General features: G+C 60.6%; 34 protein-coding genes. 20 read left to right on the forward strand and 14 right to left on the reverse strand.

The annotated features are described in order from the left end of the window. Positions 1–94 precede the first annotated feature (94 nt). The 5 genes from ACW9I6_RS06220 to ACW9I6_RS06240 all read left to right on the forward strand — a co-directional run bounded on the left by ACW9I6_RS06220 (position 95) and on the right by ACW9I6_RS06240 (position 4,958). Complete coding sequence (locus ACW9I6_RS06220) at positions 95–1,036, forward strand: hydroxymethylglutaryl-CoA lyase (protein WP_032899838.1); 942 nt, start codon at positions 95–97, stop codon at positions 1,034–1,036. Next, the gene (locus ACW9I6_RS06225) at positions 1,033–2,232 is read left to right on the forward strand and encodes a CaiB/BaiF CoA transferase family protein (protein WP_134326085.1); all 1,200 of its coding nucleotides are present in this window, start codon (positions 1,033–1,035) and stop codon (positions 2,230–2,232) included. Before ACW9I6_RS06220 ends, ACW9I6_RS06225 begins: the two co-directional genes overlap by 4 nt. A gap of 47 nt (positions 2,233–2,279) precedes the next feature. Continuing rightward, the gene (locus tag ACW9I6_RS06230) at positions 2,280–3,599 is read left to right on the forward strand and encodes an MFS transporter (RefSeq protein WP_256344772.1); all 1,320 of its coding nucleotides are present in this window, start codon (positions 2,280–2,282) and stop codon (positions 3,597–3,599) included. Between the two features lie 117 nt (positions 3,600–3,716). Further along, a complete protein-coding gene (locus tag ACW9I6_RS06235) occupies positions 3,717–4,481 on the forward strand; it encodes an IclR family transcriptional regulator (protein WP_457339061.1) in 765 nt (254 codons plus the stop codon). Between the two features lie 51 nt (positions 4,482–4,532). Next, positions 4,533–4,958 (forward strand): GNAT family N-acetyltransferase, encoded by a 426-nt coding sequence (locus tag ACW9I6_RS06240; protein ID WP_457339062.1) that lies wholly within the window; start codon positions 4,533–4,535, stop codon positions 4,956–4,958. Positions 4,959–4,961: 3 nt separating this feature from the next. Here ACW9I6_RS06240 and ACW9I6_RS06245 read toward each other — a convergent pair whose 3' ends face one another. Next, on the reverse strand, positions 4,962–5,102 hold the full coding sequence (locus ACW9I6_RS06245) for an SPOR domain-containing protein (protein ID WP_457339063.1): 141 nt from the start codon (positions 5,100–5,102) through the stop codon (positions 4,962–4,964). Positions 5,103–5,415: 313 nt separating this feature from the next. On the opposite strand from ACW9I6_RS06245, the gene ACW9I6_RS06250 reads away from it, so the two are divergent. Genes ACW9I6_RS06250 through pcp form a run of 3 tightly spaced genes read left to right on the forward strand, consistent with a single transcriptional unit; the run spans position 5,416 to position 7,731 of the window. Continuing rightward, a complete protein-coding gene (locus ACW9I6_RS06250) occupies positions 5,416–6,129 on the forward strand; it encodes a DUF969 domain-containing protein (protein WP_457339064.1) in 714 nt (237 codons plus the stop codon). Further along, positions 6,126–7,076, forward strand: a complete 951-nt coding sequence (locus ACW9I6_RS06255; RefSeq protein WP_102605117.1) for a DUF979 domain-containing protein — start codon at positions 6,126–6,128, stop codon at positions 7,074–7,076. The genes ACW9I6_RS06250 and ACW9I6_RS06255 overlap by 4 nt, the downstream gene beginning before the upstream one ends. A gap of 7 nt (positions 7,077–7,083) precedes the next feature. Then, positions 7,084–7,731: a pyroglutamyl-peptidase I gene (pcp, locus tag ACW9I6_RS06260; protein ID WP_457339065.1), complete on the forward strand. Its 648-nt coding sequence runs from the start codon at positions 7,084–7,086 to the stop codon at positions 7,729–7,731. Here the strand turns inward: pcp and ACW9I6_RS06265 are convergent. From ACW9I6_RS06265 to ACW9I6_RS06285, 5 genes are all read right to left on the reverse strand, one after another. After that, positions 7,724–9,136, reverse strand: a complete 1,413-nt coding sequence (locus ACW9I6_RS06265) for a heavy metal sensor histidine kinase (RefSeq protein WP_178966075.1) — start codon at positions 9,134–9,136, stop codon at positions 7,724–7,726. The genes pcp and ACW9I6_RS06265 overlap by 8 nt on opposite strands. Beyond that, entirely contained in the window at positions 9,133–9,804 is a 672-nt protein-coding gene (locus ACW9I6_RS06270) for a heavy metal response regulator transcription factor (RefSeq protein WP_003219986.1), read from the reverse strand. Before ACW9I6_RS06270 ends, ACW9I6_RS06265 begins: the two co-directional genes overlap by 4 nt. Positions 9,805–9,855: 51 nt before the next feature. Continuing rightward, positions 9,856–10,113 (reverse strand): DUF2790 domain-containing protein, encoded by a 258-nt coding sequence (locus ACW9I6_RS06275; RefSeq protein ID WP_003219985.1) that lies wholly within the window; start codon positions 10,111–10,113, stop codon positions 9,856–9,858. A gap of 111 nt (positions 10,114–10,224) precedes the next feature. Then, positions 10,225–10,995 (reverse strand): alpha/beta fold hydrolase, encoded by a 771-nt coding sequence (locus ACW9I6_RS06280; protein ID WP_008438701.1) that lies wholly within the window; start codon positions 10,993–10,995, stop codon positions 10,225–10,227. A 161-nt stretch (positions 10,996–11,156) separates the two neighbouring features. Next, positions 11,157–11,369: a phage infection protein gene (locus tag ACW9I6_RS06285; RefSeq protein ID WP_102368534.1), complete on the reverse strand. Its 213-nt coding sequence runs from the start codon at positions 11,367–11,369 to the stop codon at positions 11,157–11,159. Positions 11,370–11,612: 243 nt separating this feature from the next. Here ACW9I6_RS06285 and ACW9I6_RS06290 point away from each other — a divergent pair, with 243 nt between their 5' ends. Then, positions 11,613–12,287: an HAD-IA family hydrolase gene (locus ACW9I6_RS06290; protein ID WP_457339066.1), complete on the forward strand. Its 675-nt coding sequence runs from the start codon at positions 11,613–11,615 to the stop codon at positions 12,285–12,287. A 16-nt stretch (positions 12,288–12,303) separates the two neighbouring features. Here the strand turns inward: ACW9I6_RS06290 and ACW9I6_RS06295 are convergent, their stop codons facing one another. Both ACW9I6_RS06295 and ACW9I6_RS06300 read right to left on the reverse strand, forming a co-directional pair. Next, positions 12,304–12,618, reverse strand: a complete 315-nt coding sequence (locus tag ACW9I6_RS06295; protein WP_008438700.1) for a hypothetical protein — start codon at positions 12,616–12,618, stop codon at positions 12,304–12,306. A 159-nt stretch (positions 12,619–12,777) separates the two neighbouring features. Continuing rightward, positions 12,778–13,038 (reverse strand): hypothetical protein, encoded by a 261-nt coding sequence (locus ACW9I6_RS06300; RefSeq protein WP_003219977.1) that lies wholly within the window; start codon positions 13,036–13,038, stop codon positions 12,778–12,780. Between the two features lie 170 nt (positions 13,039–13,208). Between ACW9I6_RS06300 and ACW9I6_RS06305 the strand changes: the two genes are divergently transcribed. Beyond that, on the forward strand, positions 13,209–13,667 hold the full coding sequence (locus tag ACW9I6_RS06305; protein ID WP_457339067.1) for a DUF2214 family protein: 459 nt from the start codon (positions 13,209–13,211) through the stop codon (positions 13,665–13,667). A 120-nt stretch (positions 13,668–13,787) separates the two neighbouring features. Here ACW9I6_RS06305 and csrA read toward each other — a convergent pair whose 3' ends face one another. Beyond that, positions 13,788–13,982, reverse strand: a complete 195-nt coding sequence (gene csrA / locus ACW9I6_RS06310; protein ID WP_003192511.1) for a carbon storage regulator CsrA — start codon at positions 13,980–13,982, stop codon at positions 13,788–13,790. Between the two features lie 263 nt (positions 13,983–14,245). Here csrA and ACW9I6_RS06315 point away from each other — a divergent pair, with 263 nt between their 5' ends. Beyond that, positions 14,246–14,623 (forward strand): hypothetical protein, encoded by a 378-nt coding sequence (locus tag ACW9I6_RS06315; RefSeq protein WP_032899812.1) that lies wholly within the window; start codon positions 14,246–14,248, stop codon positions 14,621–14,623. A gap of 43 nt (positions 14,624–14,666) precedes the next feature. Here the strand turns inward: ACW9I6_RS06315 and ACW9I6_RS06320 are convergent, their stop codons facing one another. From ACW9I6_RS06320 to ACW9I6_RS06330, 3 genes are all read right to left on the reverse strand, one after another. Beyond that, positions 14,667–15,356, reverse strand: coding sequence for an endonuclease (locus tag ACW9I6_RS06320; RefSeq protein ID WP_003219970.1), 690 nt, complete (start codon positions 15,354–15,356; stop codon positions 14,667–14,669). 4 nt (positions 15,357–15,360) lie between these two features. Continuing rightward, a complete protein-coding gene (locus ACW9I6_RS06325; RefSeq protein ID WP_008438695.1) occupies positions 15,361–15,612 on the reverse strand; it encodes a DUF1654 domain-containing protein in 252 nt (83 codons plus the stop codon). Between the two features lie 230 nt (positions 15,613–15,842). Beyond that, positions 15,843–16,931, reverse strand: coding sequence for an asparaginase (locus tag ACW9I6_RS06330; protein ID WP_003219965.1), 1,089 nt, complete (start codon positions 16,929–16,931; stop codon positions 15,843–15,845). A gap of 566 nt (positions 16,932–17,497) precedes the next feature. On the opposite strand from ACW9I6_RS06330, the gene ACW9I6_RS06335 reads away from it, so the two are divergent. The 7 genes from ACW9I6_RS06335 to ACW9I6_RS06365 are packed head-to-tail and all read left to right on the forward strand — an operon-like array spanning position 17,498 to position 24,466. After that, complete coding sequence (locus ACW9I6_RS06335; RefSeq protein ID WP_003219963.1) at positions 17,498–18,457, forward strand: sugar ABC transporter substrate-binding protein; 960 nt, start codon at positions 17,498–17,500, stop codon at positions 18,455–18,457. 58 nt (positions 18,458–18,515) lie between these two features. Further along, entirely contained in the window at positions 18,516–20,069 is a 1,554-nt protein-coding gene (locus ACW9I6_RS06340) for a sugar ABC transporter ATP-binding protein (protein WP_008438693.1), read from the forward strand. After that, entirely contained in the window at positions 20,066–21,043 is a 978-nt protein-coding gene (locus ACW9I6_RS06345; protein ID WP_003219960.1) for an ABC transporter permease, read from the forward strand. Before ACW9I6_RS06340 ends, ACW9I6_RS06345 begins: the two co-directional genes overlap by 4 nt. Before the next feature lie 3 nt (positions 21,044–21,046). Next, on the forward strand, positions 21,047–22,069 hold the full coding sequence (locus ACW9I6_RS06350; protein ID WP_457339068.1) for a LacI family DNA-binding transcriptional regulator: 1,023 nt from the start codon (positions 21,047–21,049) through the stop codon (positions 22,067–22,069). Positions 22,070–22,092: 23 nt separating this feature from the next. After that, entirely contained in the window at positions 22,093–23,010 is a 918-nt protein-coding gene (rbsK, locus tag ACW9I6_RS06355; RefSeq protein WP_177040468.1) for a ribokinase, read from the forward strand. Further along, on the forward strand, positions 23,007–23,411 hold the full coding sequence (gene rbsD, locus ACW9I6_RS06360) for a D-ribose pyranase (protein ID WP_008438690.1): 405 nt from the start codon (positions 23,007–23,009) through the stop codon (positions 23,409–23,411). Before rbsK ends, rbsD begins: the two co-directional genes overlap by 4 nt. Positions 23,412–23,437: 26 nt before the next feature. Next, positions 23,438–24,466, forward strand: coding sequence for a nucleoside hydrolase (locus ACW9I6_RS06365; protein ID WP_003219953.1), 1,029 nt, complete (start codon positions 23,438–23,440; stop codon positions 24,464–24,466). A gap of 33 nt (positions 24,467–24,499) precedes the next feature. Here ACW9I6_RS06365 and ACW9I6_RS06370 read toward each other — a convergent pair whose 3' ends face one another. Further along, entirely contained in the window at positions 24,500–24,712 is a 213-nt protein-coding gene (locus ACW9I6_RS06370) for a hypothetical protein (protein ID WP_003219951.1), read from the reverse strand. Positions 24,713–24,854: 142 nt separating this feature from the next. Between ACW9I6_RS06370 and ACW9I6_RS06375 the strand changes: the two genes are divergently transcribed. After that, positions 24,855–25,160 (forward strand): hypothetical protein, encoded by a 306-nt coding sequence (locus ACW9I6_RS06375; protein ID WP_087693964.1) that lies wholly within the window; start codon positions 24,855–24,857, stop codon positions 25,158–25,160. 147 nt (positions 25,161–25,307) lie between these two features. Continuing rightward, positions 25,308–25,628: an I78 family peptidase inhibitor gene (locus ACW9I6_RS06380; protein ID WP_003219948.1), complete on the forward strand. Its 321-nt coding sequence runs from the start codon at positions 25,308–25,310 to the stop codon at positions 25,626–25,628. 73 nt (positions 25,629–25,701) lie between these two features. On the opposite strand, the gene ACW9I6_RS06385 is transcribed toward ACW9I6_RS06380, so the two are convergent. Further along, on the reverse strand, positions 25,702–25,914 hold the full coding sequence (locus tag ACW9I6_RS06385; protein ID WP_003179963.1) for a cold-shock protein: 213 nt from the start codon (positions 25,912–25,914) through the stop codon (positions 25,702–25,704). Between the last annotated feature and the right edge of the window lie 32 nt (positions 25,915–25,946).

Consider the following 25,946-nt stretch of genomic DNA (forward strand, 5'->3'; position numbering starts at 1 on the left):
ATGTTGACAGTGAAAATTAACGCGCTCATTATTTATTTCAGAACATCGTTCTGTCAGATAGAACAAGTGCGAATTGACCTTTAAAGGCCTGGTGATGACCCCTAATAAAAACATCGACATTCTGATCAGCGAGGTAGGCCCGCGTGATGGCCTGCAAAGCGTCGCCGCGACGATGCCTACCGCGCTGAAATTGCAGTGGCTAACGGCTTTGGCCGACGCCGGCCTCAAGGAAATCGAGATTGGCTCATTCGTCTCCCCCAAGCTGCTGCCGCAGATGGCCGATGCGGCGCACTTAGTGGTGCATATGCGTCAACGCCGGGACGTGTTTGTCACGGCGCTGGTGCCGAACCTCAAGGGCGCCCAGGCCGCTTTCGACGCCGGCGTGCAGAAAATCACCCTGCCGATCTCCGTCAGCGAGCCGCATTCCCTGGCCAATATCCGCAAGACTCATCAACAGGTGTTCGAGGAGGTTCGCCAGGTCATTGCCCTGCGCAACGAACACTTCCCGAAGGTGCAAGTGGAGGCTGGGTTGTCGACGGTATTCGGTTGCACGATCCAGGGCGAAGTGCCTGAGGACGATGTGATTCGCATGGCGCTGCGCATGGCCGAGCTGGGCGTGGATGAGGTAGGGCTGGCGGACACCGTCGGCTATGCCAACCCGGCTCAGGTGCGCCGGGCGTTTATCCGCTTGCACAGCGAAATCGGCGCCAAGGCTGGCAGTGCCCATTTCCATAACACCCGCGGCCAGGGGCTGGCGAATGTGGTGGCGGCGCTCGATGTGGGGGTCACCACGTTCGACGCCTCACAGGGCGGGATTGGCGGCTGCCCATATGCGCCGGGCGCGTCGGGCAACATCGTGACCGAAGACCTGGTTTACCTGCTCGAATCCATGGGCCTGCGTACCGGCGTCGATATCGACAAGCTGGTGGCGGCACGTGAATGGCTGCAAAAAGGCCTGCCAGGCGAGCCGCTCTACGGGTTCATTCCGGATGCCGGCGTGGGCAAGAACTTCCACTACGCAGGGGCTGTACGATGAACACGCAGAATCACAAGATCCAGGCGCTGCCATTGGCGGGCATCCGCGTGGTCGAGTTTGTGCACATGGTCATGGGCCCGACCTGCGGGCTGGTGCTGGCCGATCTTGGTGCCGAAGTGATCAAGGTCGAACCGACGCCGGCTGGCGACAACACCCGGCGGTTGACCGGTTCGGGCGCCGGCTACTGGATGACCTACAACCGCAACAAGAAAAGCTTCGCCGTCGACATCAAGACCGAGGAAGGGATGGCGGCGGTGCGCAAGCTGATCGAAAGCGCCGACGTGGTCACCGAAAACTTTCGTCCAGGCGCCATGGAAAAACTCGGCCTGGGCTTTGAGCAGGTCAAGGCGATCAAGCCCGACGTTATCTACAGCTCCATGAAAGGCTTTTTGCCGGGCCCTTACGAACACCGCACTGCACTGGATGAGGTGGTGCAGATGATGTCCGGGCTCGCGTACATGACCGGCCCCGAAGGCCGCCCGCTACGCGCTGGTGCTTCGGTGAATGACGTGATGGGCGGGATGTTCAGCGCCATCTCGATCCTGGCCGCACTGTGGCAACGCAAGGCGACCGGGGAGGGCCAGTTTGTGCAGACCGGCCTGTTCGAGAACTCCGCGTTCCTGGTCGGCCAGCACATGATGCAGATGGCGACCACCGGCCAGCCGGCAGCGCCGATGCCCAGCCGTCTTTCAGCGTGGGCGATCTATGACGTGTTCAACGCCCGGGATGACGAGCAGGTGTTCATGGGCGTGGTGAGTGACAGCCAATGGCTGAGCTTCTGCCAGGCGTTTGGTTTTGAACAACTGGGCAGCGACCCCGAACTGGCGCGCAACACCCAGCGTGTGCATGCCCGTTCGCGAATCCTGCCGCTGGTGCGGGAGCGGCTGGCCACGCTGCCCAAGCAGCAAATCATGGACATGTGCGAGCAGGCCGGCTTGCCGTTCTCGCCGATCCAGCGGCCTCAGGATCTGTTTGACGATGTGCACCTGAATGCCTCCGGCGGCCTGGCGCACCTGACGCTGGATAACGGCGAGGAAGTGAAGGTGCCGATGCTGCCGTTTGAAATGAATGGCCGGCGTTTCGATACGCGCCTGAACGTGCCACAACTGGGCAGCCATTCGCAGGCGTTGCTTGAAGAGCTGGGTTATGCCGCCAGGGATGTCGACGCCTTGCGCGCTCGTGGCGTGGTCCGCTAGGTCCTTTTGTCGCCATTCCAATAACAATAATGTCGAGGAAACCCGTCATGGCAATTGTCACGACACCTGCATCAGGCGCCCCAGCCATCACCGCCGTGGTGCTGGATGCAGAGCAAACCCGCGTCCTGCACAAGGCCGCCTGGCGTCTGATCCCGCTGCTCGCCCTGGCTTACTTTTTCAACTACCTGGACCGCACCAGCGTTGGCTACGCCGCCTTGCAAATGACCGAACAGCTGGGTTTGACCGCCACGCAATTCGGCCTGGGTGCGGGGATTATGTTCGTTGGCTACTGCCTGTGTGAGGTGCCGAGCAACCTGGCGATGTACCGCTTTGGCGCCCGGCGGTGGATGGCGCGCATCATGATTACCTGGGGGATTGCGGCGGCTGCCACCGCCTGGGTCGTCGGCCCCTACAGCTTCTACGCCATGCGCCTGGTGCTGGGTGTGGCCGAGGCCGGGTTCTTTCCCGGCGTGATCTTTTTCCTGACCCTGTGGTTTCCTGCGCAGTACCGCACGCGGGTGCTGGCATGGTTTACCGCGGCCACGCCGATTTCGTTCCTGGTGGGCGGCCCGCTGTCGGTGTGGCTCCTGCAAATGCACGGCATCTGGGGTTTGGCAGGCTGGCAATGGATGTTTCTGATCGAGGGCGTCCCGGCGTGCATCCTCGGGCTGATCACGTTGAAAGTGCTGACCAACCAGCCTTCCGAAGCCAAATGGCTGTCGGCACAGGAACGTGCCGTGCTCACCGGCTTGCTGGCTGAAGAGCAAAGCCAGGGCCAGCACCGCCACGGCTTCAAGGCTGCCCTGAAAGACCCTCGGGTGTGGATCCTCAGCTCGATTACCTTCAGTTTTACCCTGGGCTCCTACGGCATTGGAATCTGGCTGCCGCAGATGCTCAAGGCCCACGGTGTCGAGATCAGCATGATTGGCTGGGTGGCGGCGATTCCCTACTTTTTTGCAACCATCGGCCTGTTGGTTTGGGCGAAACACGTGGACCGCACCGGCAAGGGGATTTTCAACCTGACCGTGGCCATGCTGCTGGCTGGCCTGGCGCTATTGGTCGCCTTGCAGATGGACACATTGGTGGCCGCCCTGGCCGGGATCACCCTGGCGCTGGTGGGGACGATTGCCGGCAAGACCATTTTCTACACCTTGCCGGGCAAGTTCCTGCGTGGCCAGGCCGCTGCCGGTGGTATTGCGCTGATTAACTCGATTGGTGCCTTTGGCGGTTTTGTCGGGCCATACCTGATGGGCTTTCTCAAGGACTACACCGGCTCGTTCACGGCGGGCCTGATGGTGATGGGGTGCATCATGTTCGTCGCGGCCGCGATGGTTATGTCGCTGCGGCTTTTCCTGCGGGACGCATAATGCGGTGGCTGCACCCCGGCGCAAAAGGGTATGTTACGGCGACTGAAAGTGTCTGGCGCGACCGGGACGGCAATGATGCCGCCGCTTGCGCCGGCGATGAATACCCAATGAGTGGCCATGAGTACCGAACCCAACAACAGTCTTGCTGATCAAGCCGGCAGTCCGGAAGGCGGCGTTGCTGCAGTCGATCGCGCGTTTTCCATTCTCGCGGCCTTCAATATCGACCAGGAGAGCTTGAGCCTGGCGGAGATCGCCCGGCGCACCGGCTTTTATAAAAGCACCATCCTGCGCCTGATCACCTCGCTGGAAAAAGCCGGGTTTGTGCGGCGCTTGAGTGACGGCCAATACGCCGTCGGGCCTGAACCTCTGCGCCTGTCCCAGCTATATCAAGCCTCGTTCCGCTTGCGGGATGTGATCCTGCCGCTGCTGGAATCCATCACCGAAGAGAGCGGCGAGACCTCGTCTTTCTACGTCTATGAAAACGGCAGCCGGGTGGTGTTGTTCCGTGTCGAGCCCAAGCGCGCGGTGCGGGTCTCGGTGCTGGAAGGCGCGCGGTTCCCGCTGCATGCCGGGGCTTCCGGCAAGGTCCTGCGCGCGTTCTCACGCCAGGGTGACGCCACACTGACTCAGGAGCGTGAACGCTGCTGGGCCTGCTCGTTCGGCGAACGCGACCCGGAAACCACCGCCGTCTCCGTCCCCGTGTTTGCAATGGGCGGTGAGCTCAAGGGCGCGTTGACGCTGTCGGGCCCCTCCGACCGATTGCTGAAAGAACACATCCCCCACGCCGCATCGATCCTGCTGCGCAACGCGGCGATCGCCACCAGCGCGTTGGGGGGCAACAACACCGCGTTGCGAGCGGCCCTGGAAAAACTCAATCCTTGAAGGGGTGGTGTTTTTGTGGGGTGATCTGGAATTCAACACAGGACGATCAAGATGGACGTGGCAATGGAACTGTCGTTTGAGGTGACGGAGCAAGAGCGCCAGGCCATCCTTCAGCCGCTGAGGGCATACAACATCAGCCAATGCGGCGAGAACCCGTTCGAAACGTTCGGGCTGTTACTGCGTGATCCCGCCAGCCAGGAAGTGGTGGGCGGCCTGTACGGGAAAATTTCCTATGGCTGGATGTTCATTGAGCTGTTGAGCGTGCCTGAGTCAATGCGCACTCAAGGCATGGGCTCGCGGCTGATGCTCGCGGCTGAGGAGCTGGCACGGGAGAAAGGGTGTGCGGGGATCTGGCTGGACACCTTCAGCTTCCAGGCGCCCGGGTTCTACCGGAAGCTGGGTTTCAGCGAGTTCGGGCATATTGCCGAGTACCCGCCAGGACACACGCGCCACTTTTTCCAGAAGCACCTGGGCTGAGGGCTAGCGGGTCACCGACCGCCACGTGACCAAGCCGTCCAGCCCTTTATCGGACTTCAAGTACCTGAGCACGTTCTGCGCCTGGGCCTTCTCTTCAAACGGGCCGACAAAGGCGTGAGGCGGCTCATCGAGCACGGTGGGCACATCGAGCGCCCGCAGTTGCGCAACCCGTTCGCCAAACGCTTTGTCGTTATCGGCGTAGGGCGCACCACCCAGCCGCTGCGATACAAATGCCCTCTAACGCTTCAAACACCCACAAACTTTATTGGATTGCAGCAACAATTTTTCTTGTTGGACACCTCCCTCCCCAAGCAGCAAAGATGCGGCCACTGACGCTCGACCTTCCAGGTCAACAATAAAAAATCGAGCCGGGCTGCACGCCGTTTTCTTGCAGTGAACCCTTTGTTCACTACCTGCTTTACTGGCGCCGCAGCGCGCACTTAAGGACCTCACCACCATGCAAACTGTTGTGAACCTATGGCCGCTGATTGGCGTACTCGTCATCGTGGTCGGCTTTGTGTTGCGCTTCAATCCGCTGCTGGTCGTCACGGCGGCAGCGATTGCCACCGGGTTTGCCGCCCACTTTCCACTGGAAAAGATCCTCGCCACCATGGGCGACGGCTTCCTCCAGACTCGCGCCTTGCAATTGATCCTGTTGTTGCCCCTGGCTGTCATCGGCTTGCTGGAGCGCCATGGCTTGCGCCTGCATGCGCAAAACTGGATCGCGCGCTTTGAGCGGGCCACGGTTGGGCGCTTGCTGATCATCTATCTCTTTGTGCGTGAATCCACAGCGGCCATGGGCCTGACGAGCCTGGGCGGGCACCCGCAGATGGTGCGCCCGTTGCTGGCGCCGATGGCGGAAGGCGCGGCGGAAAAACGCTATGGCAAACTCCCCGACAAGCTTCGCCACAAGGTCCTGGCCATGTGTGCCGCGACCGACAACGTGGGGCTGTTTTTTGGCGAGGATATCTTCGTCGCCTTTGGTGCGATTGCGTTGATGCACACCTTCCTGCTGGGTTCGGGGATTGATGTCGAGCCTCTGCACATTGCGGTCTGGGGCATCCCGACGGCGATCTGCGCCTTCATCATTCACGCCATTCGCTTGCACCACTTTGACCGAATGCTGACCCGAGAGCTGTTGCCGGCCAACACAGCGGAGGCGGCGCAATGATCATTTCCATTCAATACCTGTACTGGCTGGCCGGCGTTCTGCTGGTGATCACCGCCGGGATGATCCTGATGGATCGCACCCACCCCAGGCGCTGGTCGAGTTCGTTGTTCTGGCTGCTGTTTGCCATTCCGTTCCTGGTGGGGGAGCGCCTGCCCTCAGTGGTGGTCGGCGTGGGCGTGGTGGTGATGGCACTCATCGCGGGCCTGGGCGGCGTAGGCCGCGGCGCGCATGCCCAGTTGCATGACAAGGCCGCACGGGCCAGCGCTGGTCGCCTGGGGCATAAATTGTTTATCCCGGCATTGGCCATTCCGTTGACCACGGTGATCGGCTCGGTATTGCTCAAACACACCGAGATCGGCGGCGTGCCGCTGCTGGACCCGAAGAACACCACCTTTGTTTCCCTGGGTATCGGCTGCCTGATTGCACTGGCGCTGGCCTGCTGGCTGACGCGGGACACCCCGGTGCAAGCCCTTCGCGAATCCCGGCGCCTCACCGAAGCGCTGGGCTGGGCGATGGTGCTGCCGCAGATGCTGGCGATGCTCGGGCTGTTGTTCAACGAAGCGGGCGTGGGCACAGCGGTGGCGCACATCACCACCACCTATATCAACCTGGATTACAAGCTGGTAGCGGTGATGGTGTATGTGTTGGGCATGGCACTGTTTACCGTGATCATGGGCAATGGCTTTGCCGCCTTCCCGGTGATGACCGGCGGCGTTGGCGTACCGGTGCTGGTGGGCATCTACGGCGGCAACCCGGCGGTGATGGCTGCCATCGGCATGTTCTCCGGTTACTGCGGTACGCTGATGACACCCATGGCGGCCAACTTCAATATTGTCCCGGCGGCGTTGCTGGAGCTGCCGGATAAAAACGCGGTCATCAAGGCACAGATGCCGACCGCGTTGATGATGCTGGTGGTCAATATTGTCCTGCTCTACCTGCTGATGTGAGGCTGTAATGCGCACTGTATTGCTGACGGGTTTCGAACCGTTTGACCAAGACCTTGTCAACCCGTCCTGGGAGGCGGTACGCCTGTTGGAGGGTGTGCAGCTGGGCGCTGATGTGCGGATTGTCGCGCGGCAGTTACCCTGTGCCTTTGCCACGGCGGGCGAGCGCCTGGCTCAGCTGTTGGCCGAACACCGCCCGCAGATGGTCATTGCTGTCGGGCTGGGCCCCGGGCGCAGTGATATTTCCATCGAGCGGGTCGCGATCAACCTCAACGACGCGCGGATCCCGGACAACCTGGGTGAGCAACCTGTCGACACGGAAGTGCTGCCCGGCGGCCCTGCGGCCTACTTCGGCACCTTGCCGAGCAAGGCCATGGTGAGGGCCGTGCGCGAGGCCGGCATTGGGGCCAGCGTGTCGCAAACCGCCGGCACTTTCGTATGCAACCAGGTGTTCTATCTGTTGCAGCACGCGCTCGCCGGGTCAGAGGTACGCAGCGGTTTCATCCATGTGCCGTGGCTGCCCGAGCAGGTGGTGGGCCGAATACCCGAGCCGGCCTCGATGGCGTTGCCGATGCAGGTCGAGGGCTTGCGGATTGCGTTGCTGACGGCCTGGAATACCTTGGTGGATATCAGTGAAGCGGGTGGGCAAGTCAGCTGAGGTTTTCGGCTTCGCGTCCCGGGAAAAACAACGCGAAGCAGGTCACACCGTTCTCGCTGCTCACGCTGTATCGGCCGTTATGCAACTGCATGATGGTCGCGACAATCGACAGCCCCAATCCATTGGAATGCGCCGAACGCTCCCGTGATTCATCCACGCGATAAAACCGCTCGAACAACCTGGGCAAGTGCTCCGCCGGGATGGTCGCGCCGTGGTTGGTCACTGTCAGGTTGATGCCTTCGGCGCAGGGTGTGGCCTGGATCAGCAGTTCAGAGGCGGGCGCACCATATTTGATGGCGTTGGCGCACAGGTTGGCCAGGGCACGGCGCAGCAGCATCGGCTCGGCCCAGATCACACCGGCGCCCTGGGCGAGGATGCTGATGTCGACATCGCCCGCCAGGCCTTCGAAGTAGTCGGCCATGCGTTCCACTTCGTCGGCCGCGTCCAGTTCCTGGCGCTGGCGCAGCGCACTGGCCGGGTCGGTGCGGGCCAGGAACAGCATGTTGTCGAGCATGCGCGCCAGGCGTTCGAGTTCTTCGACGTTGGAGGCCAGCAGTTGCTGGTAGGCCTCGATGCTACGGTGTTGCTGCAGCGCCACCTGGGTTTCCCCGAGCAAGTTATTGATCGGCGTGCGCAGTTCGTGGGCCATGTCGGTGGAGACCTGGCCCAGTTGCACAAAACCCTTGGCCAGGCGTTCGAGCATGGTGTTGAACGAATCAATCATCGGCAGCAGTTCTTTGGGGGCGCCGTGGCTGTCGAGGCGCGCGGCGAGGTTGCCGACGCCGATGCCCTGGGCATGCACGGCCAGGCGCCGCAATGGCAGCAGGCCGCGATGCACCATCAGGTAACCGACCACCGCCAGCACCAATGCCGCGATGCTGGCGAGGATATAGACACTCAGCCGGTAGCTGGCGAGCACTGCGGTGCGCTCGGTCATCAACCGCCCGGTAGTGACTTGCAGGCTGCCCAGGTCGCCTGAATCGATGGTGGCGGCGAGGGTGGAGAAGGGGACGCCATTGATGCCGGGTAAATGCTGCACGTCGGCGAATTCCAGGGCGTGGTCCCGGGGCACCGGTGCAACGTCGGGCATGTCGATGTTGCCGGGGTTCACTTCCAGCAGCGGTTTCTGCCCGGGTGCGGCGATGCTCAGCACCGATTCGCGGTTGCCGAGCATATTCTGGAACAGTTCGGGCTTGGTCTTGATCAGGTCCAGGGTGTTGCTGTCGTTCAGCAGGTTGCGCAGTTGGTCGACGCGGTAGATCAGCGCAGCGTCGTCACGGTGGATCAGTTCGCGCTCAAGGTCGCGGTACAGCGCCACGCCGAGGGTTGCCAGCAGGGCGAACGCCAGCAGGGCGAAGATCAGCGCCAGGCGCAGCGTTAGGGAGTAATGCCGGGGCTTGCTCATGGTTGCGTATCGAAGCGATAGCCGATGCCGCGCACGCTATGGATCAGCTTGAGCTGGAACGGGTCGTCGATTTTCAGGCGCAGGCGGCGCACGGCCACGTCGACCACATTGGTGTCGCTGTCGAAATTCATGTCCCACACCCTTGAGGCAATCAGCGAGCGCGAGAGTACCTGGTCCTGATGGGTGGCGAACAAGTGCAACAAGGCGAACTCCTTGTTGGTCAGGGTGATGCGCACGCCGCCACGGCTGACGCGGCGCTTGAGCACGTCGATCTGCAGGTCGGCGATCTGCAAGTGTTCTTCTTCACGGCTTGGCCCGCGCCGGGTCAGGGTGCGCAGGCGCGCCACCAGTTCGGCGAAGGAAAACGGCTTGATCAGGTAATCGTCGGCGCCCAGTTCCAGGCCCTTGATGCGGTCGGCAATATCGTCCCGGGCGGTCAGGAACAGCACCGGCGTGTCGGCTTCCTTGCGCAGGCGACGCAGCACTTCCCAGCCGTCCATCTTCGGCATCATCACATCCAGCACGATCACGTCGAACGGGGTTTCCAGGGCCTGGTGCAAACCGTCCACGCCATCGCGGGCAAGGCTCACGGAGTAACCCAGTTCCTGCAGGCCGTTAAGCAGGTAGTTGCCCGCCTTGGGCTCGTCTTCGACTACGAGGATATTCATGGGATTCGCCCTGGTGATGTGCAGTTCTTGCGTGGCGCAAGTGTAGCCCGATCAATTGTCATTGGGGCAGCCGATGCCCTGTACTTGATAGTCCAGCACGTGTTCGCGGCCCTGGCTGTCGAGGTAGTCGAGGCGCGCAGGGACAATGCCGCACTGGCCGTAGGTATCGGTGCTCGACAGTACTTTGGCCACGTCCATGTGCATGAAGAAGCCGGGGGTGTCATGGATCACCGAGGTGGTGGCGGTGGTATCGGCAAAGGCCGAGCCGGTGGCGAGGAGGGCAGCAAAGCCGAGGATAAACAGTTTCATGGCGGTATCTCTCTTTAAGGGTTGGCTGCCGGTATCCGGCAGTGAGTTCACAGTAACCAGGCGACACAAACAGCCAGCCAACAGGATGATGACAAGATCGTAATGAAGGGCTTAAGGCTGGCGGCCGGACGCTTCGAGGATCAGGTCGGTGATTTCCTTGGCGTGGGAAACCAGGGACAAGTGGCTCGATGGCACCTCGATGGTGGTGGCGTTCATGCGCTTGGCGAGAAAGCGTTCCAGGTCCGGGTTGATGGTCTGGTCATTGCTGGACACCGCATACCAGGACGGCTTGGTGTGCCACGCGGCGTTGACGGTGCGACCGCTGAACAGGGTCTTGGCGATCGGTTGTTGCACGGCGTACAGCTCCATGGCCTTGGCGTGGGGTACATCGGCGGCAAAGTACTTGAGGAAGGCGTCCTGGTTCAGGGTCAGGTAACCGTCGTGCTCCACCACACCGGCCCGCACGGGTGTGCTTGGGTACTTGGCGGACAGGGCGACGAAGTCTTCGTTGGCGTCCGGAGCGCGGGCGGCGACGTATACCAGGGAGCTGACCTTGGGGTTGGCCCCGGCGTCGCTGACCACGGTGCCGGCGTAGGAATGGCCGACCAGCACGGTAGGGCCGTCCTGTTGATCGAGTACGCGATTGGTGGCGGCAACGTCATCCGCCACTGAGGTCAGCGGGTTTTGCACGGCGGTTACATGCAAGCCGGCGGCCTGCAGGCGGGTAATCACTTCGGACCAACTGGAACCGTCGGCCCAGGAGCCGTGTACCAGCACTACGTTATTGGCTTTCACCGGTGCAATCGGGCCGGCCACGGCGGCGCCGGTCCCCAGCATCAACAGGCTGGCGGCGATCAGACAGAGTTTGCTTGCAGGTTTCATGGGCGGGCTCGCTTCATTTTCAGTGGGAAGTTGGGTCACCCGCTGTGGGTGACTGACGACTTCACTGTATGAAGTGAGGGTGCGGGCAACACTGACAGCTTGATGACAAGTTTGTAATGCAATGGGCAGCCGGAAGGCTGCCCTGGTTGGACGGTGACCCATCAGACAGTACGGGCTGCTTGCAGGCGTTCAGCGCCGCCTTCCGCCAGGCCGCGTTCGTGCAGGCGATCTGCGCCGCCCTCGGCGAGCAGGTGGGATGACTGGTCTTTGACCGCGCCAGCGTGGGTGTCGGCCGACGCCATGGATGACAGCCCGAGGCCCGCGATGACAGTCAGGCCGAGTACCAGGGACGAAGCTTTCGAGAGATTGAACATGATGAGGCTCCTACGCGTGAGTCAGCCGGATTGGCTGGTGGTCGTAGTTAATCGCCGGGGTGTATCTGCCATGTGTGCCCAGGCGTGGCGAAATGCGGGTTCGCGTATCCAGGCGGGGTTCCCATACAGTCCGATACAAACCACGGGAAGGTTTACAGCGTTTGGGCCGATCCGTAGATTGCACCAGGCAAGTGGTTCGTCAGCGCCCAAGACCGGGTGACGAAAGCAAGAGGAAGCCGAGCAGTGTCCACCCGCGATTCAGCTGTATTCGCCCACCGTTACCGCGCCTTTCTGTTCGATATGGATGGCACACTCCTGAACTCCATTGCCGCCGCCGAGCGCGTATGGGCCACCTGGGCTGAACGCCATGGTCTGGATGTCGAGGCCTTTCTGAAGACCATCCATGGTGCCCGGGCCATCGATACCATCACCCGCCAGGCGTTGCCCGGTGTGGACGCGCAGGCTGAGGCGCAGTGGATTACCGAGGCTGAACTTGAGGATGTGGAAGGGGTGGTGGCGATTGCGGGCGCGGTGGAATTCCTCAACGCATTGCCCGGCGATCAATGGGCGCTGGTTACGTCTGCCCCCAAGGCACTGGCTCTGCGCCGTATGCAGGCGGCCGGGATCAACCCGCCGGCGGTGCTGGTCACCGCGGAGGATGTTGCGAGCGGCAAGCCGGATCCGGCCTGTTATGTGCTCGGTGCGCAACGGCTGGGAGTACCGGTACAGGACTGCCTGGTGTTTGAGGATGCCAGCGTCGGGATTCGCGCCGGCGAGGCGGCGGGGGCCGATGTGATGGTGGTGACGTCGACCCACCTTGTGCCCATGGTCACCGCGCATCCTTCGATTGAGGGGTATGAGCGTCTACAGGTTCAGCGGGACGAAGCCGGGCTGTTGCATCTACAGCGCCTGGCGTAAAAAAAGGCCGACCCGGTTACCCGGATCGGCCTTCTTCGTAAAGGGGCGGTTCAACGTTGGAGCCGTTTCCAGTCAGCGTCTGCAGGCGGTTGCCCTTGAGCCCCTGGCGGGACAAGACCATTTCCTTGAGGATTTCGCTGGCAAGCCTGGCAATCGCCTCCGGCCCTCGATGGTGGGCGCGGACGATGCCGGTCACTGCAAAGTGATCAGCTTCCGGGCCGCTGAGAATCGCGGAAAGCGTGCCATCGGCATGCAGGGTGCAGACGATTTTGTAGCTCGGCAGGCGCGCTGCCAGTGCTGATTCGATTTCGCTTTTACTCAGTGTGTCCATCAGCGCTACAACCTTTCACCGACCGTGCATGCCCAAGCATAGGTTGTGTCGCGCAGCTGTAAATACCGGCGATCTGATAGCAACTGCGGCGGCGGTTTCAACCCGCTTGCGGGATACACCGCGCTGGGGCAACGAACTTCAAGATGAAACCCAAAGCCGTCAGGATGAGGCTTTGCGGCGATCACTGTGAGGCGCGCGCCGGCACAGTCTGCGATGGACGGCGACCTGAATGGGCTTGAGGCAGAAGAAAAACAAGTACGCGCTCAGGAACAGCGTCAGGTCCAGCCATGAGTAGGCTTTGTCGGAGGAGCCTTCGATTTCGAACTTGAGGCCATACTCCAGCGCCACAAACGCCACGCTGATCAGCGTGACAATCAACCAAGACTTGGATAAGTAAGGCTGTTTAACGGTACGCCTCATCAACGTGCTCCTTGGCGCGCTGCAGACTGTAGGGGATTTGTCACGAGATTCGGCCCTGGAAAACTCCACAAGTTCCCTTTGTTTGCAGGCTGTTTCATGCGTTGAACGCAGCCAGCGACTATTACTGAGAAGTGTTCCTGCCATGTGTCATACAAAAGGGAGTACGCCTTATGTTGGTTCAGTGGTTTCTTGCAGCAGTCCATTTACTGGCATTCACCATGGCATTGTCGGCCGTGCTTGCGCGTGGCAAGGCATTGCGCGGTGTATCTGATAGTGACCCATCCACCCTGCGCCGCGTATTGATCGCGGACAACATCTGGGGAATCAGTGCCCTGGTGTTATTGGTAACCGGTGGCCTGCGGGCCTTCGGCGGCTACGAAAAGGGCAGTGATTATTACCTGCACCAGCCGTTGTTTCACGTGAAGATGACGCTGCTTGTATTAATTTTGTTACTGGAGCTCGCGCCGATGATTCGCTTTATCAAATGGCGCATCGCGTTGGCGCGTGGCACGCGCCTCGATTTGCACCAGGCAGGTCTTTTTGCGCGCATCAGCCATGTGCAGGCGTTACTGCTGGTGCTGATGATGATTGCAGCGAGTGGCATGGCACGCGGTGTCGGCCTGGGATGACGCTGGCCTGACGCTGGAACAAGGGAATAGGGCGCGCTGGCCGCGGGAAGCCGCGAGCAGGCTGAAAGAGGTTTTCGCCAGCCGTTACAGTGAACGAAAGGGCTGGCTACTGGAGGCGCTTCAAGGTGTCTGGTTTTTATCCGGAGCCGTCAGGCCCGCCTGGATACGTTGGTAGATCTCCTCGCGATGCACGGCAACGTCCTTTGGAGCATTGATGCCGATTCTTACTTGCTGGCCGCTAACGCCCAGGATGGTGATCGTGATGTCATCACCGATGTTTATGCTTTCACCGACTTTGCGGGTGAGTATCAGCATGGACTTCTCCTTGATTGCTTTGAAGGACACATGTTTCAGACAGGGCAGATGTCGGATGTGTGTAGCTTACTGCGAAGCGCTTCCCTGTGGCTGCCTCTTTTAGGACGCATAGAGGCGGCATTAATTCCCATGCCGCCATCATACAGGTCTGCGATACATCATTCGCATTGTTTAAGCCAACGTTTATGACGGCCAGAATAGACAGTGAATGATAAAGTCGCCTCTTTGATCCTCTAAGGAGCAGGGTAGTGCGTAAAGTAGCGATGGCAATTGCGGTGTTGGCATTGGCCGGTTGCGGTGAAGGTAAAAGTGTCGACGCCCCCAAGGCCAGGCCTGCCGTTGCCGAGGCGCCCGCCCAGGCGCAACCTGCGGTCGGCGCGATCGCCTCTCAAGAGTGGGATGTATGGGTGGGGCCGCCGGATCACAAGCTGCAGGCGATGACTGACCTGACCGCGTGGTTGCTGGAACACGGTTTCAGTTTCTATCTGGCGAAGGAAGACGGTAAGGACCAGGTGCTGCTGGGCCCATTCAGCACCAAGGCCGAGGCCGAGGCGAAACAAGCGCAGTTGACCGAGAAACTGGCCACTGCGAAGAAGAATGACACGGTGTCCGAGGTCATCGAACACAAGGTTGCGCAGTAAAGAGTCGACAAGCGGGAGGCCATGGCGCTCCCGCTTTTTTCGTTCAGCCGCAGGCTTTCAAGTTCACCGGGCCGACAAATTCATTGCCGCGCCCCATCACGCACGCCACGGTTTGATTGCGCTGGCGTTCCCAGGGCTGTACCGGGTAGGTCTTGTTCCAGGCTTCATACAGCTGGCGATCCTGTTTCGACAGGCGCAGGCCATACTGCTTACTCATATAGAAATAGGTTCGGGCGATCATGCCGCGAATGGAAGGGCGGGGCATGACCTTCTTGGCCTTGAAGTCCACCTGGGTCAGGCATGATCCATATTGGCCGCTTTGTACCGGCAGCCAGCCAAAACTGAAATTGTTTCGGTCGCCATTCACCTCGCCGATGCTCGGCACCAGGTTGTGCAGGTCGGCTTCGGCCCGCTTGTAGACCGCGTCCTTGCGGGTGCAGTTCTTGCGCCCGCCATCCTGCCAGCACTGGCGCTGATGGCCGATCTGCCAGGCCGGAACAATGTGTTCCCATTCAATACGTGCCGCCCGGTTGGCGTTTTTGCGCGGGATATAGCCGCAGGCTTTCAGGTCTACCCGGTTGCCGTTGTATTTGCAGCCGCAATAGAACTCTGTGGATTGCGGTTCATACAGTTTCCAGGCGATTTTCTTGGCTTCGCTGAACGTCCTGGGGGCTTGGGCGTGAGCGGTGACAGCAAAAAACACGAACAACACACTGATAAAACGGACACTCATTGACTCAATCTTCCTTCGGCACAACCCAGAAAATCTGCACGCCACCGTCATCGCGATAGGCGAGGGTGACGTTGTCGTTTTCTGCGATTTCCTCCAGTAGTCGTGCCCACTCGTCTTCCGGTTCCTCCGGCAAACGGAAGATCAACGCCGCCTTGTTCTTCTGGGCGTTGGTGGAATTGATGATTTTTTGCACGCGAACGGCCAGGCGTTGATAGGCGTCAGGCGCTGCGGGTGCTGCGGAAGAAGGCTTTGCCACGGAGTATTCCTTATTAGGCTGTACGTGCATACAGTATTTAACTGTGGGCAATTTCGCAACTGCTTAAAATTCAAGAAGTTCTTCTGACAGTGGTTTTGCCGATTTGGTGTAGGAACGCTTTGTTTTTCAAAGGTTTTTTTGCGCGGGGGATAAAGCGGGGGAAATCAGACCCGCTCGCGGTACGCCACGAGCGGGATGGCCCAACCGTTGCCGGCCGGGCCCGGGAGCGATCAATATTCCCAGAACATCCGTTGCAGTTCCTTGCTGTCCTGGGTCTTGGTCAGGGCGACCATGGCCAGGATGCGGGCTTTCTGCGGGTTCAGGTCATGGGCAACTACCCAGTCGTATTTGTCGTCTGGTTGTTCGGCGTTACGCAGAACGAAACCACCGGCATTCACGTGGGAAGAGCGAATGATCTGTACGCCTTGCTTGCGCAGTTCCTGCAGGGCAGGCACCACCTTGGACGACACCGAACCATTGCCGGTACCGGCGTGGATGATGGCTTTCGCGCCGGCCTGGGCCAGAGCCTTGTAGGCGGTGTCGCTTACGTTGCCATAGGAATAGGCGATTTCGACGTCCGGCAGGCTTTTGATGGTCTTGATGTCGAATTCCGAGTTCATGGTGTGACGCTTGGCTGGCAGGCGGAACCAGTAGGATTTGCCTTCTACCACCATGCCCAGCGGGCCCCATGGGCTCTTGAACGCTTCAGTCTTGATGTTGATCATCTTGCTGACGTCGCGACCCGACTGGATCTCGTCGTTCATGGTCACCAGTACGCCTTTGCCGCGGGCGTCCTTGCTGCCGGCGACGGCAACGGCGTTGTACAGGTTGAGCATGCCATCAGCCGACATGGCGGTGCCTGGGCGCATCGAGCCGACCACGACGATTGGCTTGTCGGTCTTTTCCACCAGGTTGAGGAAGTAGGCAGTCTCTTCCAGGGTGTCGGTACCGTGGGTGATCACGATGCCGTCGACGTCCTTGCTGTCGGCCAGTTCGGCGACACGACGACCCAGTTGCAGGAGGTTTTCGTTGGTGATGCTTTCGGAGGCAATTTGCAATACTTGTTCGCCGCGGACATTGGCGATCTGGCTAAGCTCAGGAACACCGGCGATCAATTGTTCGATGCCGACCTTGGCGGCCTGGTAGGTCGCACTGTTGGCCGCGCTGGCGCCGGCGCCGGCGATGGTGCCGCCGGTGGCAAGGATCACCACGTTGGACAGTTTTTGCTGGGTTTCAGCTTCTTTTGCCTGAGCGGCAACGGGGAACAACAGCAGGAGGGCTAACGCGCCCGGTACGAAAGTTTTCAACGCAGATTTCATTATTCTTCTCTCTAGTTTTGATGAGTGCTGATGCAGGTTCATCTAGAAACACCCGGGCGGTTCTGAGCGCCACGAGGTGCTGAGTAAGAGCAGGATTTGTACCAGCGGGATTTTGTTTGGCAATAGAATTTAACCTATTGATTTATATCTATATTTGTTTGATTTGTAACTAAATGGCTTGGTCTTCTGTCCGGCTTTCCGAACAAAGCGGTGCGCGGGTGTTCGGTTGTCCGAAAAGGATGACGGAAAAGTTTGGTTTTAAACGCAGGAGGCACGCCGCGACCTGTCGTTTCAGAGAACGATCCAGCAACGCGGATGTTTAAAGGGGGTACCGGATGGCTTCGAGGGCAGGGCGTAAAGCGGATTCAACAAAAGGCTGTTTTCTCCCGTTGACAAATCTCGACAAGCTTCTCATAGTTTGACCTAACGCAAACGTTTGCGAGATGTTTCACGGGGTGCTCCTCGAGTGTCGTGAAAGCTCGTATCAGCCGCCCGGGTGGGTTGGCTGCCGAAGCGTTCTTCGGTGCAAGCGTTGCTCACAATAATCATAAGATCGGAGTGAACCCATGAAGCTGCCATTTGCTGGACGTCTTCTTGCTGTCGCTGTGCTTGCTGCCGCATCCGCTGCCCTGCCTCTTTCCTCTGCATTTGCTGCCGAGACCGCCGCCAAACCCAAGGTCGGCCTGGTCATGAAATCCCTCGCCAACGAATTCTTCGTCACCATGCAGGACGGTGCCAAGGAATACCAGAAAGCCCACGCCGCCGACTTCGACATGATCACCAATGGGATCAAGAACGAAACCGATACCAGTGCGCAGATCGATATCGTCAATCAGATGATCCTGTCCAAGGTTGACGCGATCGTCATTGCTCCCGCCGATTCGAAAGCCCTGGTCACCGTGCTGAAAAAGGCCTCCGACAAAGGCATCAAGATCGTCAACATCGACAACCGTCTTGATGTGGATGTACTGAAAAGCAAAAACCTTGATATCCCGTTCGTAGGTCCAGACAACCGCAAGGGCGCGCGCCTGGTCGGTGAAGAACTGGCCAAGCACCTCACCAAGGGTGACCAGGTTGGCATCATCGAAGGTGTGTCCACCACCACCAACGCCCAGCAGCGTACCGCTGGCTTCAAGGACGCGATGGATGCCGCCGGCATGAAGATCGTCTCCACCCAATCCGGTGAGTGGGAAATCGACAAGGGCAACGCGATTGCCGCTGCCATGCTCCAGGCAAACCCGAACATCAAGGCACTGCTGGCCGGTAACGACAACATGGCACTGGGCGCAGTATCCGCCGTACGTGGCGCCGGCAAGGCTGGCAAGGTGCTGGTCGTAGGCTACGACAACATCGAGGCCATCAAGCCGATGCTGCAGGACGGCCGTGTCCTGGCCACCGCCGACCAGGCTGCTGCCCAGCAAGCCGTTTTCGGTATCCAGAACGCTCTGAAGCTGGTCAAGGGTGAAAAAGTCGATGCCGTGGATGGCATGATCGAAACCCCGGTCGAACTCATCCTCAAGAAGTAATTCCCCGGCAGCACAAAACAGCGTCCGCTCACCCGAGCGGACGCCTGGAGACGTTCCTATGTCATCTTCCGCACCGAACGCTGTCCTCTCGGTCAGCGGTATCGGCAAGACCTATGCCCAACCGGTTCTGTCCGACATCACCCTGACGCTCAATCGTGGGGAAGTGTTGGCGCTTACCGGTGAGAATGGCGCGGGGAAAAGCACCCTGTCGAAAATCATCGGCGGGCTGGTCACCCCGACCGACGGCCAGATGCAGTTCAATGGCCAGGCCTACACGCCAGGCAGCCGGACCCAGGCTGAAGAGCAGGGCATCCGCATGGTCATGCAGGAGCTTAACCTGCTGCCAACCCTGACGGTCGCTGAAAACCTGTTCCTCGATAACCTGCCCAGCCACGGTGGCTGGATCAGCCGCAAGCAACTGCGCAAGGCCGCCATTGAAGCCATGGCCCAGGTCGGCCTGGACGCTATCGACCCGGACACCCTGGTCGGCAGCCTCGGCATCGGCCACCAACAGATGGTCGAGATCGCCCGCAACCTGATTGGCGACTGCCACGTACTGATCCTCGATGAACCTACGGCGATGCTGACCGCCCGTGAAGTCGAGATGCTGTTCGAACAAATCACCCGCCTGCAGGCCCGGGGCGTGGCGATTATCTATATTTCCCACCGGCTCGAAGAACTGGCCCGGGTTGCCCAGCGCATTGCGGTGCTGCGTGACGGCAAGCTGGTGTGTGTCGAGCCGATGGCCAACTACAACAGTGAGCAACTGGTCACGCTGATGGTGGGCCGCGAACTGGGCGAGAAAATCGACCTGGGCCCGCGCACCATCGGCGCGCCGCTGTTGACGGTAAAAGGCCTGACCCGCTCGGACAAGGTCCGCGACGTGTCGTTTGAAGTGCGTGCCGGCGAAATCTACGGCATCTCCGGCCTGATCGGTGCGGGTCGTACGGAATTGCTGCGCCTGATCTTCGGCGCCGACCTGGCCGACAGCGGCACCGTGGCCCTGGGCACACCTGCGCAAGTCGTCAGCATTCGCTCGCCCGTCGACGCGGTTGGCCATGGCATCGCCCTGATCACCGAAGACCGCAAGGGCGAAGGCCTGCTGCTGACCCAATCCATCGGCGCCAACATTGCCTTGGGCAACATGCCGAAGGTGTCCAGCGGTGGCCTGGTGAACAGTCGTGACGAAACGGCCTTGGCCAAGCGCCAGGTCGACGCCATGCGTATCCGCAGTTCCAGTCCGGCGCAGCTGGTGTCCGAGCTGTCGGGTGGCAACCAGCAGAAGGTGGTGATTGGCCGCTGGCTGGAGCGCGATTGCGCGGTGATGCTGTTCGATGAACCGACCCGAGGCATCGACGTCGGCGCCAAATTCGATATCTATGCGTTGCTCGGCGACCTGACCCGCCAGGGCAAGGCGCTGGTGGTGGTGTCCAGCGACCTGCGTGAGTTGATGCTGATCTGCGACCGCATCGGCGTACTTTCCGCCGGGCGCCTGATCGAGACCTTCGAGCGCGACAGCTGGACCCAGGACGAATTGCTTGCCGCTGCTTTTGCCGGCTATCAGAAACGTGATGCGCTGCTCAACGACGCAGCGCCTAGGAATACCCCATGAAAACCACTTCCTCCCCCGCAAAACGTGGCGGCAACTTCTATGGCCTGGGCACCTACCTGGGCCTGGCCGGCGCCTTGCTGGCGATGATTGCGCTGTTCTCGTTCCTGAGCGACCACTTCCTCTCGTACGACACCTTCAGCACCCTGGCCAACCAGATTCCCGACCTGATGGTGCTGGCAGTCGGCATGACCTTCGTGCTGATCATCGGCGGCATCGACCTGTCGGTAGGCTCCGTGCTGGCCCTGGCCGCATCGGCCGTCAGCGTGGCGATTCTCGGCTGGGGCTGGAGTGTGTTGCCGGCAGCCGTGCTGGGCATGGGCTGCGCCGCGTTGGCCGGGACCATTACCGGTTCGATCACAGTGGCCTGGCGGATCCCGTCGTTCATCGTGTCCCTCGGCGTGCTGGAAATGGCGCGCGGCGTGGCGTACCAGATGACCGGCTCGCGTACCGCATACATCGGTGATTCGTTTGCCTGGCTGTCCAACCCGGTGGCCTTCGGCATTTCACCTTCGTTCATCATCGCGTTGCTGGTGATCATCGCCGCGCAGCTGGTGCTGACCCGTACCGTGTTCGGTCGCTACCTGATCGGCATTGGCACCAACGAAGAGGCCGTGCGCCTGGCGGGTATCAATCCCAAGCCCTACAAGATCCTGGTGTTCAGCCTGATGGGCCTGCTGGCTGGTGTGGCGGCGCTGTTCCAGATTTCGCGCCTGGAAGCGGCCGATCCCAACGCCGGTTCCGGCCTGGAGCTGCAAGTGATCGCTGCGGTAGTGATCGGCGGCACCAGCCTGATGGGCGGGCGTGGCTCGGTCATCAGTACCTTCTTCGGCGTGCTGATCATCTCGGTACTGGCGGCAGGGCTGGCGCAGATTGGCGCCACCGAGCCGACCAAACGTATCATCACCGGTGCCGTGATCGTGATCGCGGTGGTGCTCGATACTTACCGCAGCCAGCGCGCCAGTCGGCGAGCCTGAGCCATGGCAACGATCAAGGATGTGGCCGCGCTGGCGGGGATTTCCTACACCACGGTGTCTCATGTGGTGAACAAGACGCGCCCGGTCAGCGAGCCGGTACGGATCAAGGTCGAGGCGGCCATCAAGCAGCTCGACTATGTGCCCAGTGCGGTCGCGCGCTCGCTGAAGGCCAAGACCACAGCCACCATCGGCCTGTTGGTGCCCAACAGCCTCAACCCGTATTTTGCGGAACTGGCCCGGGGCATCGAGGATTACTGCGAGCGTAACGGCTATTGCGTGATCCTCTGCAACTCCGACGATAATGCCGAAAAGCAGCGCAGCTACCTGAGGGTGCTGCTGGAAAAACGCATCGACGGCTTGATCGTGACCTCGGTGGGCGGCGACGACAGCGGCCTGGCGACAGGCCTCAAGGCGGTGCGCACGCCGATGGTCATCGTCGACCGTGCACTGGACGGGATCGATGTCGACCTGGTGCGCATCGACCATGAACAGGGCGCTTACCTGGCGACCCGGCACTTGCTCGATCTGGGTCATCGCGACATTGCCTGCATTGGTGGCCCGAGTCACACCCGCGTGGCGCAAATGCGGATGGCGGGTTACTACCGCGCCTTGGCCGAGGCGGGGCTCGAAGTGCCGGCCGGCCGTGTGCTGGAAAGTGATTTCACCAGTACCGGTGGTTACGCGGCCGCGGCGCAATTGCTGGCGGATAATTCCCCCAGCGCGATTTTTGCCGGCAACGACATGATTGGCTTCGGCGTCTTGCGCGCCGCTGCCGAACGTAATATCCGGGTTCCCGGTGAGCTGTCGGTGATCGGGTTTGATGATATCCAGATGAGCCAGTACGTGTACCCGGCGCTGACCACCGTGGGCCAGTCGATCCTGCAGCTGGGAGAGATGGCGGCCGAGCTTTTACTGCGACGAATTGCGACACCCCAATTGCCGATCGATCAACGCATCGTGACGCCGAGTATTGTCCTGCGCGAGTCGACGGCGCCGTTGGCCGGTGTGTTTGCCCAATACCGCTGAACCGAATTGATGAGTACTGATGTATGCCAGCAAAAGTAGTGGTAATAGGCAGCCTGAACATGGACCTGGTCACCCGGGCCAGTCGGCTGCCCCGCGCCGGTGAAACCCTGATCGGCCAATCGTTCTCCACCGTTCCCGGCGGCAAGGGCGCGAACCAGGCGGTCGCTTCGGCGCGCCTCGGGGCTGAGGTCGCCATGGTCGGCTGCGTGGGCACCGATGCCTATGGCGCGCAATTGCGCGACGCGTTGCTGGTGGAGGGCATTGATTGCCAGGCCGTCAGCACCGTCGACGGTTCCAGCGGCGTGGCGCTGATCGTGGTGGATGACAGCAGCCAGAATGCGATCGTCATCGTTGCCGGCAGCAACGGCGAGCTGACCCCGGCCAGACTGCAGACAGTTGACAGCGTGCTGCAGGCTGCCGACGTGATCGTCTGCCAGCTTGAGACGCCGATGGAGACTGTCGGCCATGCCCTCAAGCGCGGTCGCGAGCTGGGCAAGACGGTGATCCTGAACCCGGCGCCGGCCAGTGGTCCGCTGCCCGAGGATTGGTACGCCGCCATCGACTACCTGATTCCCAATGAAAGCGAAGCCTCGGCCTTGAGCGGCGTGGTGGTCGACTCGCTGGACAGCGCCAAGGCCGCCGCCACGCGCCTGATCAAGGCCGGTGCTGGCAAAGTGATCATTACCCTCGGCTCCGAAGGCGCGTTGTTTGCCGATGGCCAAGGCTTCGAGCACCTGGTCGCGCCCAAGGTCAAGGCGGTCGATACCACGGCTGCCGGTGACACCTTCGTCGGCGGTTTCGCAGCCGCGCTGGCCAACGGCAGGAGCGAGGCCGAAGCCATTCGTTTCGGCCAGGTAGCCGCCGCGCTGTCCGTGACCCGCGCGGGTGCGCAACCCTCTATTCCCACATTGCATGACGTCCAAGGTTTTGTGCCCTCATGAAAAAGACTCCCTTGCTCAATATCGCGCTGTCGCGGGTGATCGCATCCCTTGGCCATGGCGACATTCTGGTGATCGGTGATGCCGGCTTGCCGGTGCCGCCGGGTGTCGAGCTGATCGACCTGGCGCTGACCAAAGGCATTCCGGATTTCGTCAGTACCTTGCGCATCGTCCTCAGCGAGATGCAGGTGGAAAGCCACGTGCTCGCGGAAGAAATCCTGCTCAAGCAACCGCCGGCCCTGGCGGATCTCAATACCCTGACCGAACAGGCCGCCCTCGGCGAGCGCCGCCTGGTCAGCCATGAAGAGTTCAAGCAGCTCAGCCGTAAGGCGAGGGCGGTGGTGCGCACCGGCGAGTGCCAGCCCTACTGCAATATCGCGCTGGTTTCCGGCGTAACGTTCTAGAATTCCCCAACGACAAGGAGTGCGTCATGCAACGTGGTACCCAAACCCTGCGACACCTGTTCCGGAGTGTGCTGCTTTTGTCCGTGCTAACTGCTGCAAGCGCCCACGCGGCGGAAAAAATCGACCTGATCATCGACACCGACCCCGGTGCCGACGACGTGGTTGCCTTGCTGTTCGCCATGGCTTCGCCCGATGAACTGCAGATCCGCGCGCTGACCACCGTTGCCGGTAACGTGCGCCTCGACAAGACCTCCCGCAACGCACGCCTGGCCCGCGAATGGGCAGGGCGCGAGGACATCCCGGTATATGCCGGTGCACCGAAACCGATGCTGCGCACGCCGATCTACGCTGAAAACATCCATGGCAAGGAAGGCATCTCCGGCGTCACCGTGCATGAGCCGAAAAAAGGCCTGGCCGAAGGCAATGCCGTTGATTACCTGATCAAGACCCTCAGCACCGCCAAGCCCCACAGCATCACCATCGCCATGCTCGGTCCGCAGACCAACCTGGCGCTGGCATTGACCCAGGCGCCGGAGATCACTCAAGGCATCAAGGAAGTGGTGGTGATGGGCGGCGCGCACTTCAACGGCGGCAATATCACGCCGGTGGCCGAGTTCAACCTGTTCGCCGACCCGATCGCGGCCGAGATCGTGCTCAAGAGCGGCGTCAAGCTGACCTACCTGCCGTTGGACGTGACCCACAAGGTCCTGACCAGCGACGCACGCCTGAAGCAAATCGCTGCGCTGAACAACAACGCGAGCAAGGTGGTGGGCGATATACTCAATGAATACGTCAAGGGCGACATGGAGCACTACGGCATCCCGGGCGGCCCGGTGCATGACGCTACCGTCATTGCCTACCTGCTCAAGCCTGCGCTGTTCAGCGGCCGTGAGGTCAACGTGGTGGTGGACAGCCGTGAAGGCCCGACCTTCGGCCAGACCATCGTCGACTGGTACGATGGCCTGAAACAACCGAAGAACGCGTTCTGGGTTGAAAATGGCGATGCCCAGGGCTTCTTCGATCTGCTGACCGAACGCCTTGGTCGCCTGAAGTAAACAGCCTGCCGGTCGACGTTCGTCGGCCGGGTCTTATTCGCGCTCGGGGTCTGGCGCCCCCATGTGATCGGCCGGGTATTTCTCGAATACCTGGCCGATGAATGCCTGCGCGGCCTGTGTGCCCAGTTCCTTGACCAGCAGGTCGATACCGATGATTGCCAACTCCTCCGGGCTGCCCGGGCTGTAGGAGCTTTGCCCGTGGGGCCACTTGGCTTTGATGTCGGCGTGGATCGTGACGATGGTCATGGGTGTCTCGCGAGGCTGAAAGGCGGTTAGTGCGTTCTGCGTAGGGAGTTAACCATTTTGCGCCGTGTTTGGCACTGCTACTTAGGCATGAGGGGAGGGCTGTGCGACACTGTCCGCCTGTTTAATTGCCAGGACAAACCGCGTGCAGATCGACTTGAACAACACCGAGAACCTGACGCTGGACGCTGTGCGGCAGCTGCTTGCGTCCGCCAGTGACAACGTTCACACCCAATTGCGCGTTACCAAGGCCGGCATTGCCTACATTTCTTCGGGCGTGGTGGGTGGCGTCGATATCGACGGCCTTCTGTTCCGCCTGGAGACCTGGGCGGCGGGTTCGGGATATGTCGGCAACGTCGCAGCCAGCGACGAGGTGTGGGTGATGCAGATTTTCAACGCGCTCAAGCAGAACTGGCCAACCCCGCCGTTTGATTACATCGACATCTACTGAGTGCGTTCATATCTGGTGACGATTGATTCGCCAGCGCCCGGTGTCGACTCAGGCAGACTGGCTCACAGCCAATTGTGACAATTCTGAAACCAATCGGCCAAACCACGGTCGCACGATCTCTGTCCATTTTTTCTCAAAGGAGGCTTCATGCCTTGGAAGCTCGCATCATTCGGTACTTTGTTGGCTGCGCTCGCCTTGTCGGGTTGCAGCACCCCGGGTACCTCTGAGCCAGCCAAAGACACTGCCGTGACCGATGCTGGTCATAGCCGCTGTGAGGCGAAGGCTGCCGAGTTCGCAATCGGCCAGAAAGCTTCGCCACAATTGCTGGAACAGGCCCGTAGCCGCGCCGGAGCGCAGAACGCACGCATTCTCAAGCCAGATGACATGGTCACGCTGGAATACCGCTCCGATCGCCTGAACCTCAATACCGATGACAGCCTTGTGATCAATCGGGTCAATTGCGGCTGATTGCTCCAGCGCTTTTCTCCAGGCCATAAAAAACCCCGTCACATGGACGGGGTTTTTTTAGTTCGGCGCAGAATTACTCTGGGCGAACCTGTGCAGCTTGCATACCCTTTTGGCCTTTCTCAGCCACGAAGGAAACGGTTTGGCCTTCTTTCAGGCTTTTGAAACCGTCGCTTTCGATAGCTTTGAAGTGTACGAACAGGTCGTCACCGCCACCTTGAGGAGTGATGAAGCCGAAGCCTTTTTCATCGTTGAACCATTTAACGGTGCCGGTTTGGCGATTAGACATGGTGTATCTCCAAGAAACATATATTTTCAGTA

This window comes from Pseudomonas sp. SDO5522_S412, assembly GCF_054071215.1.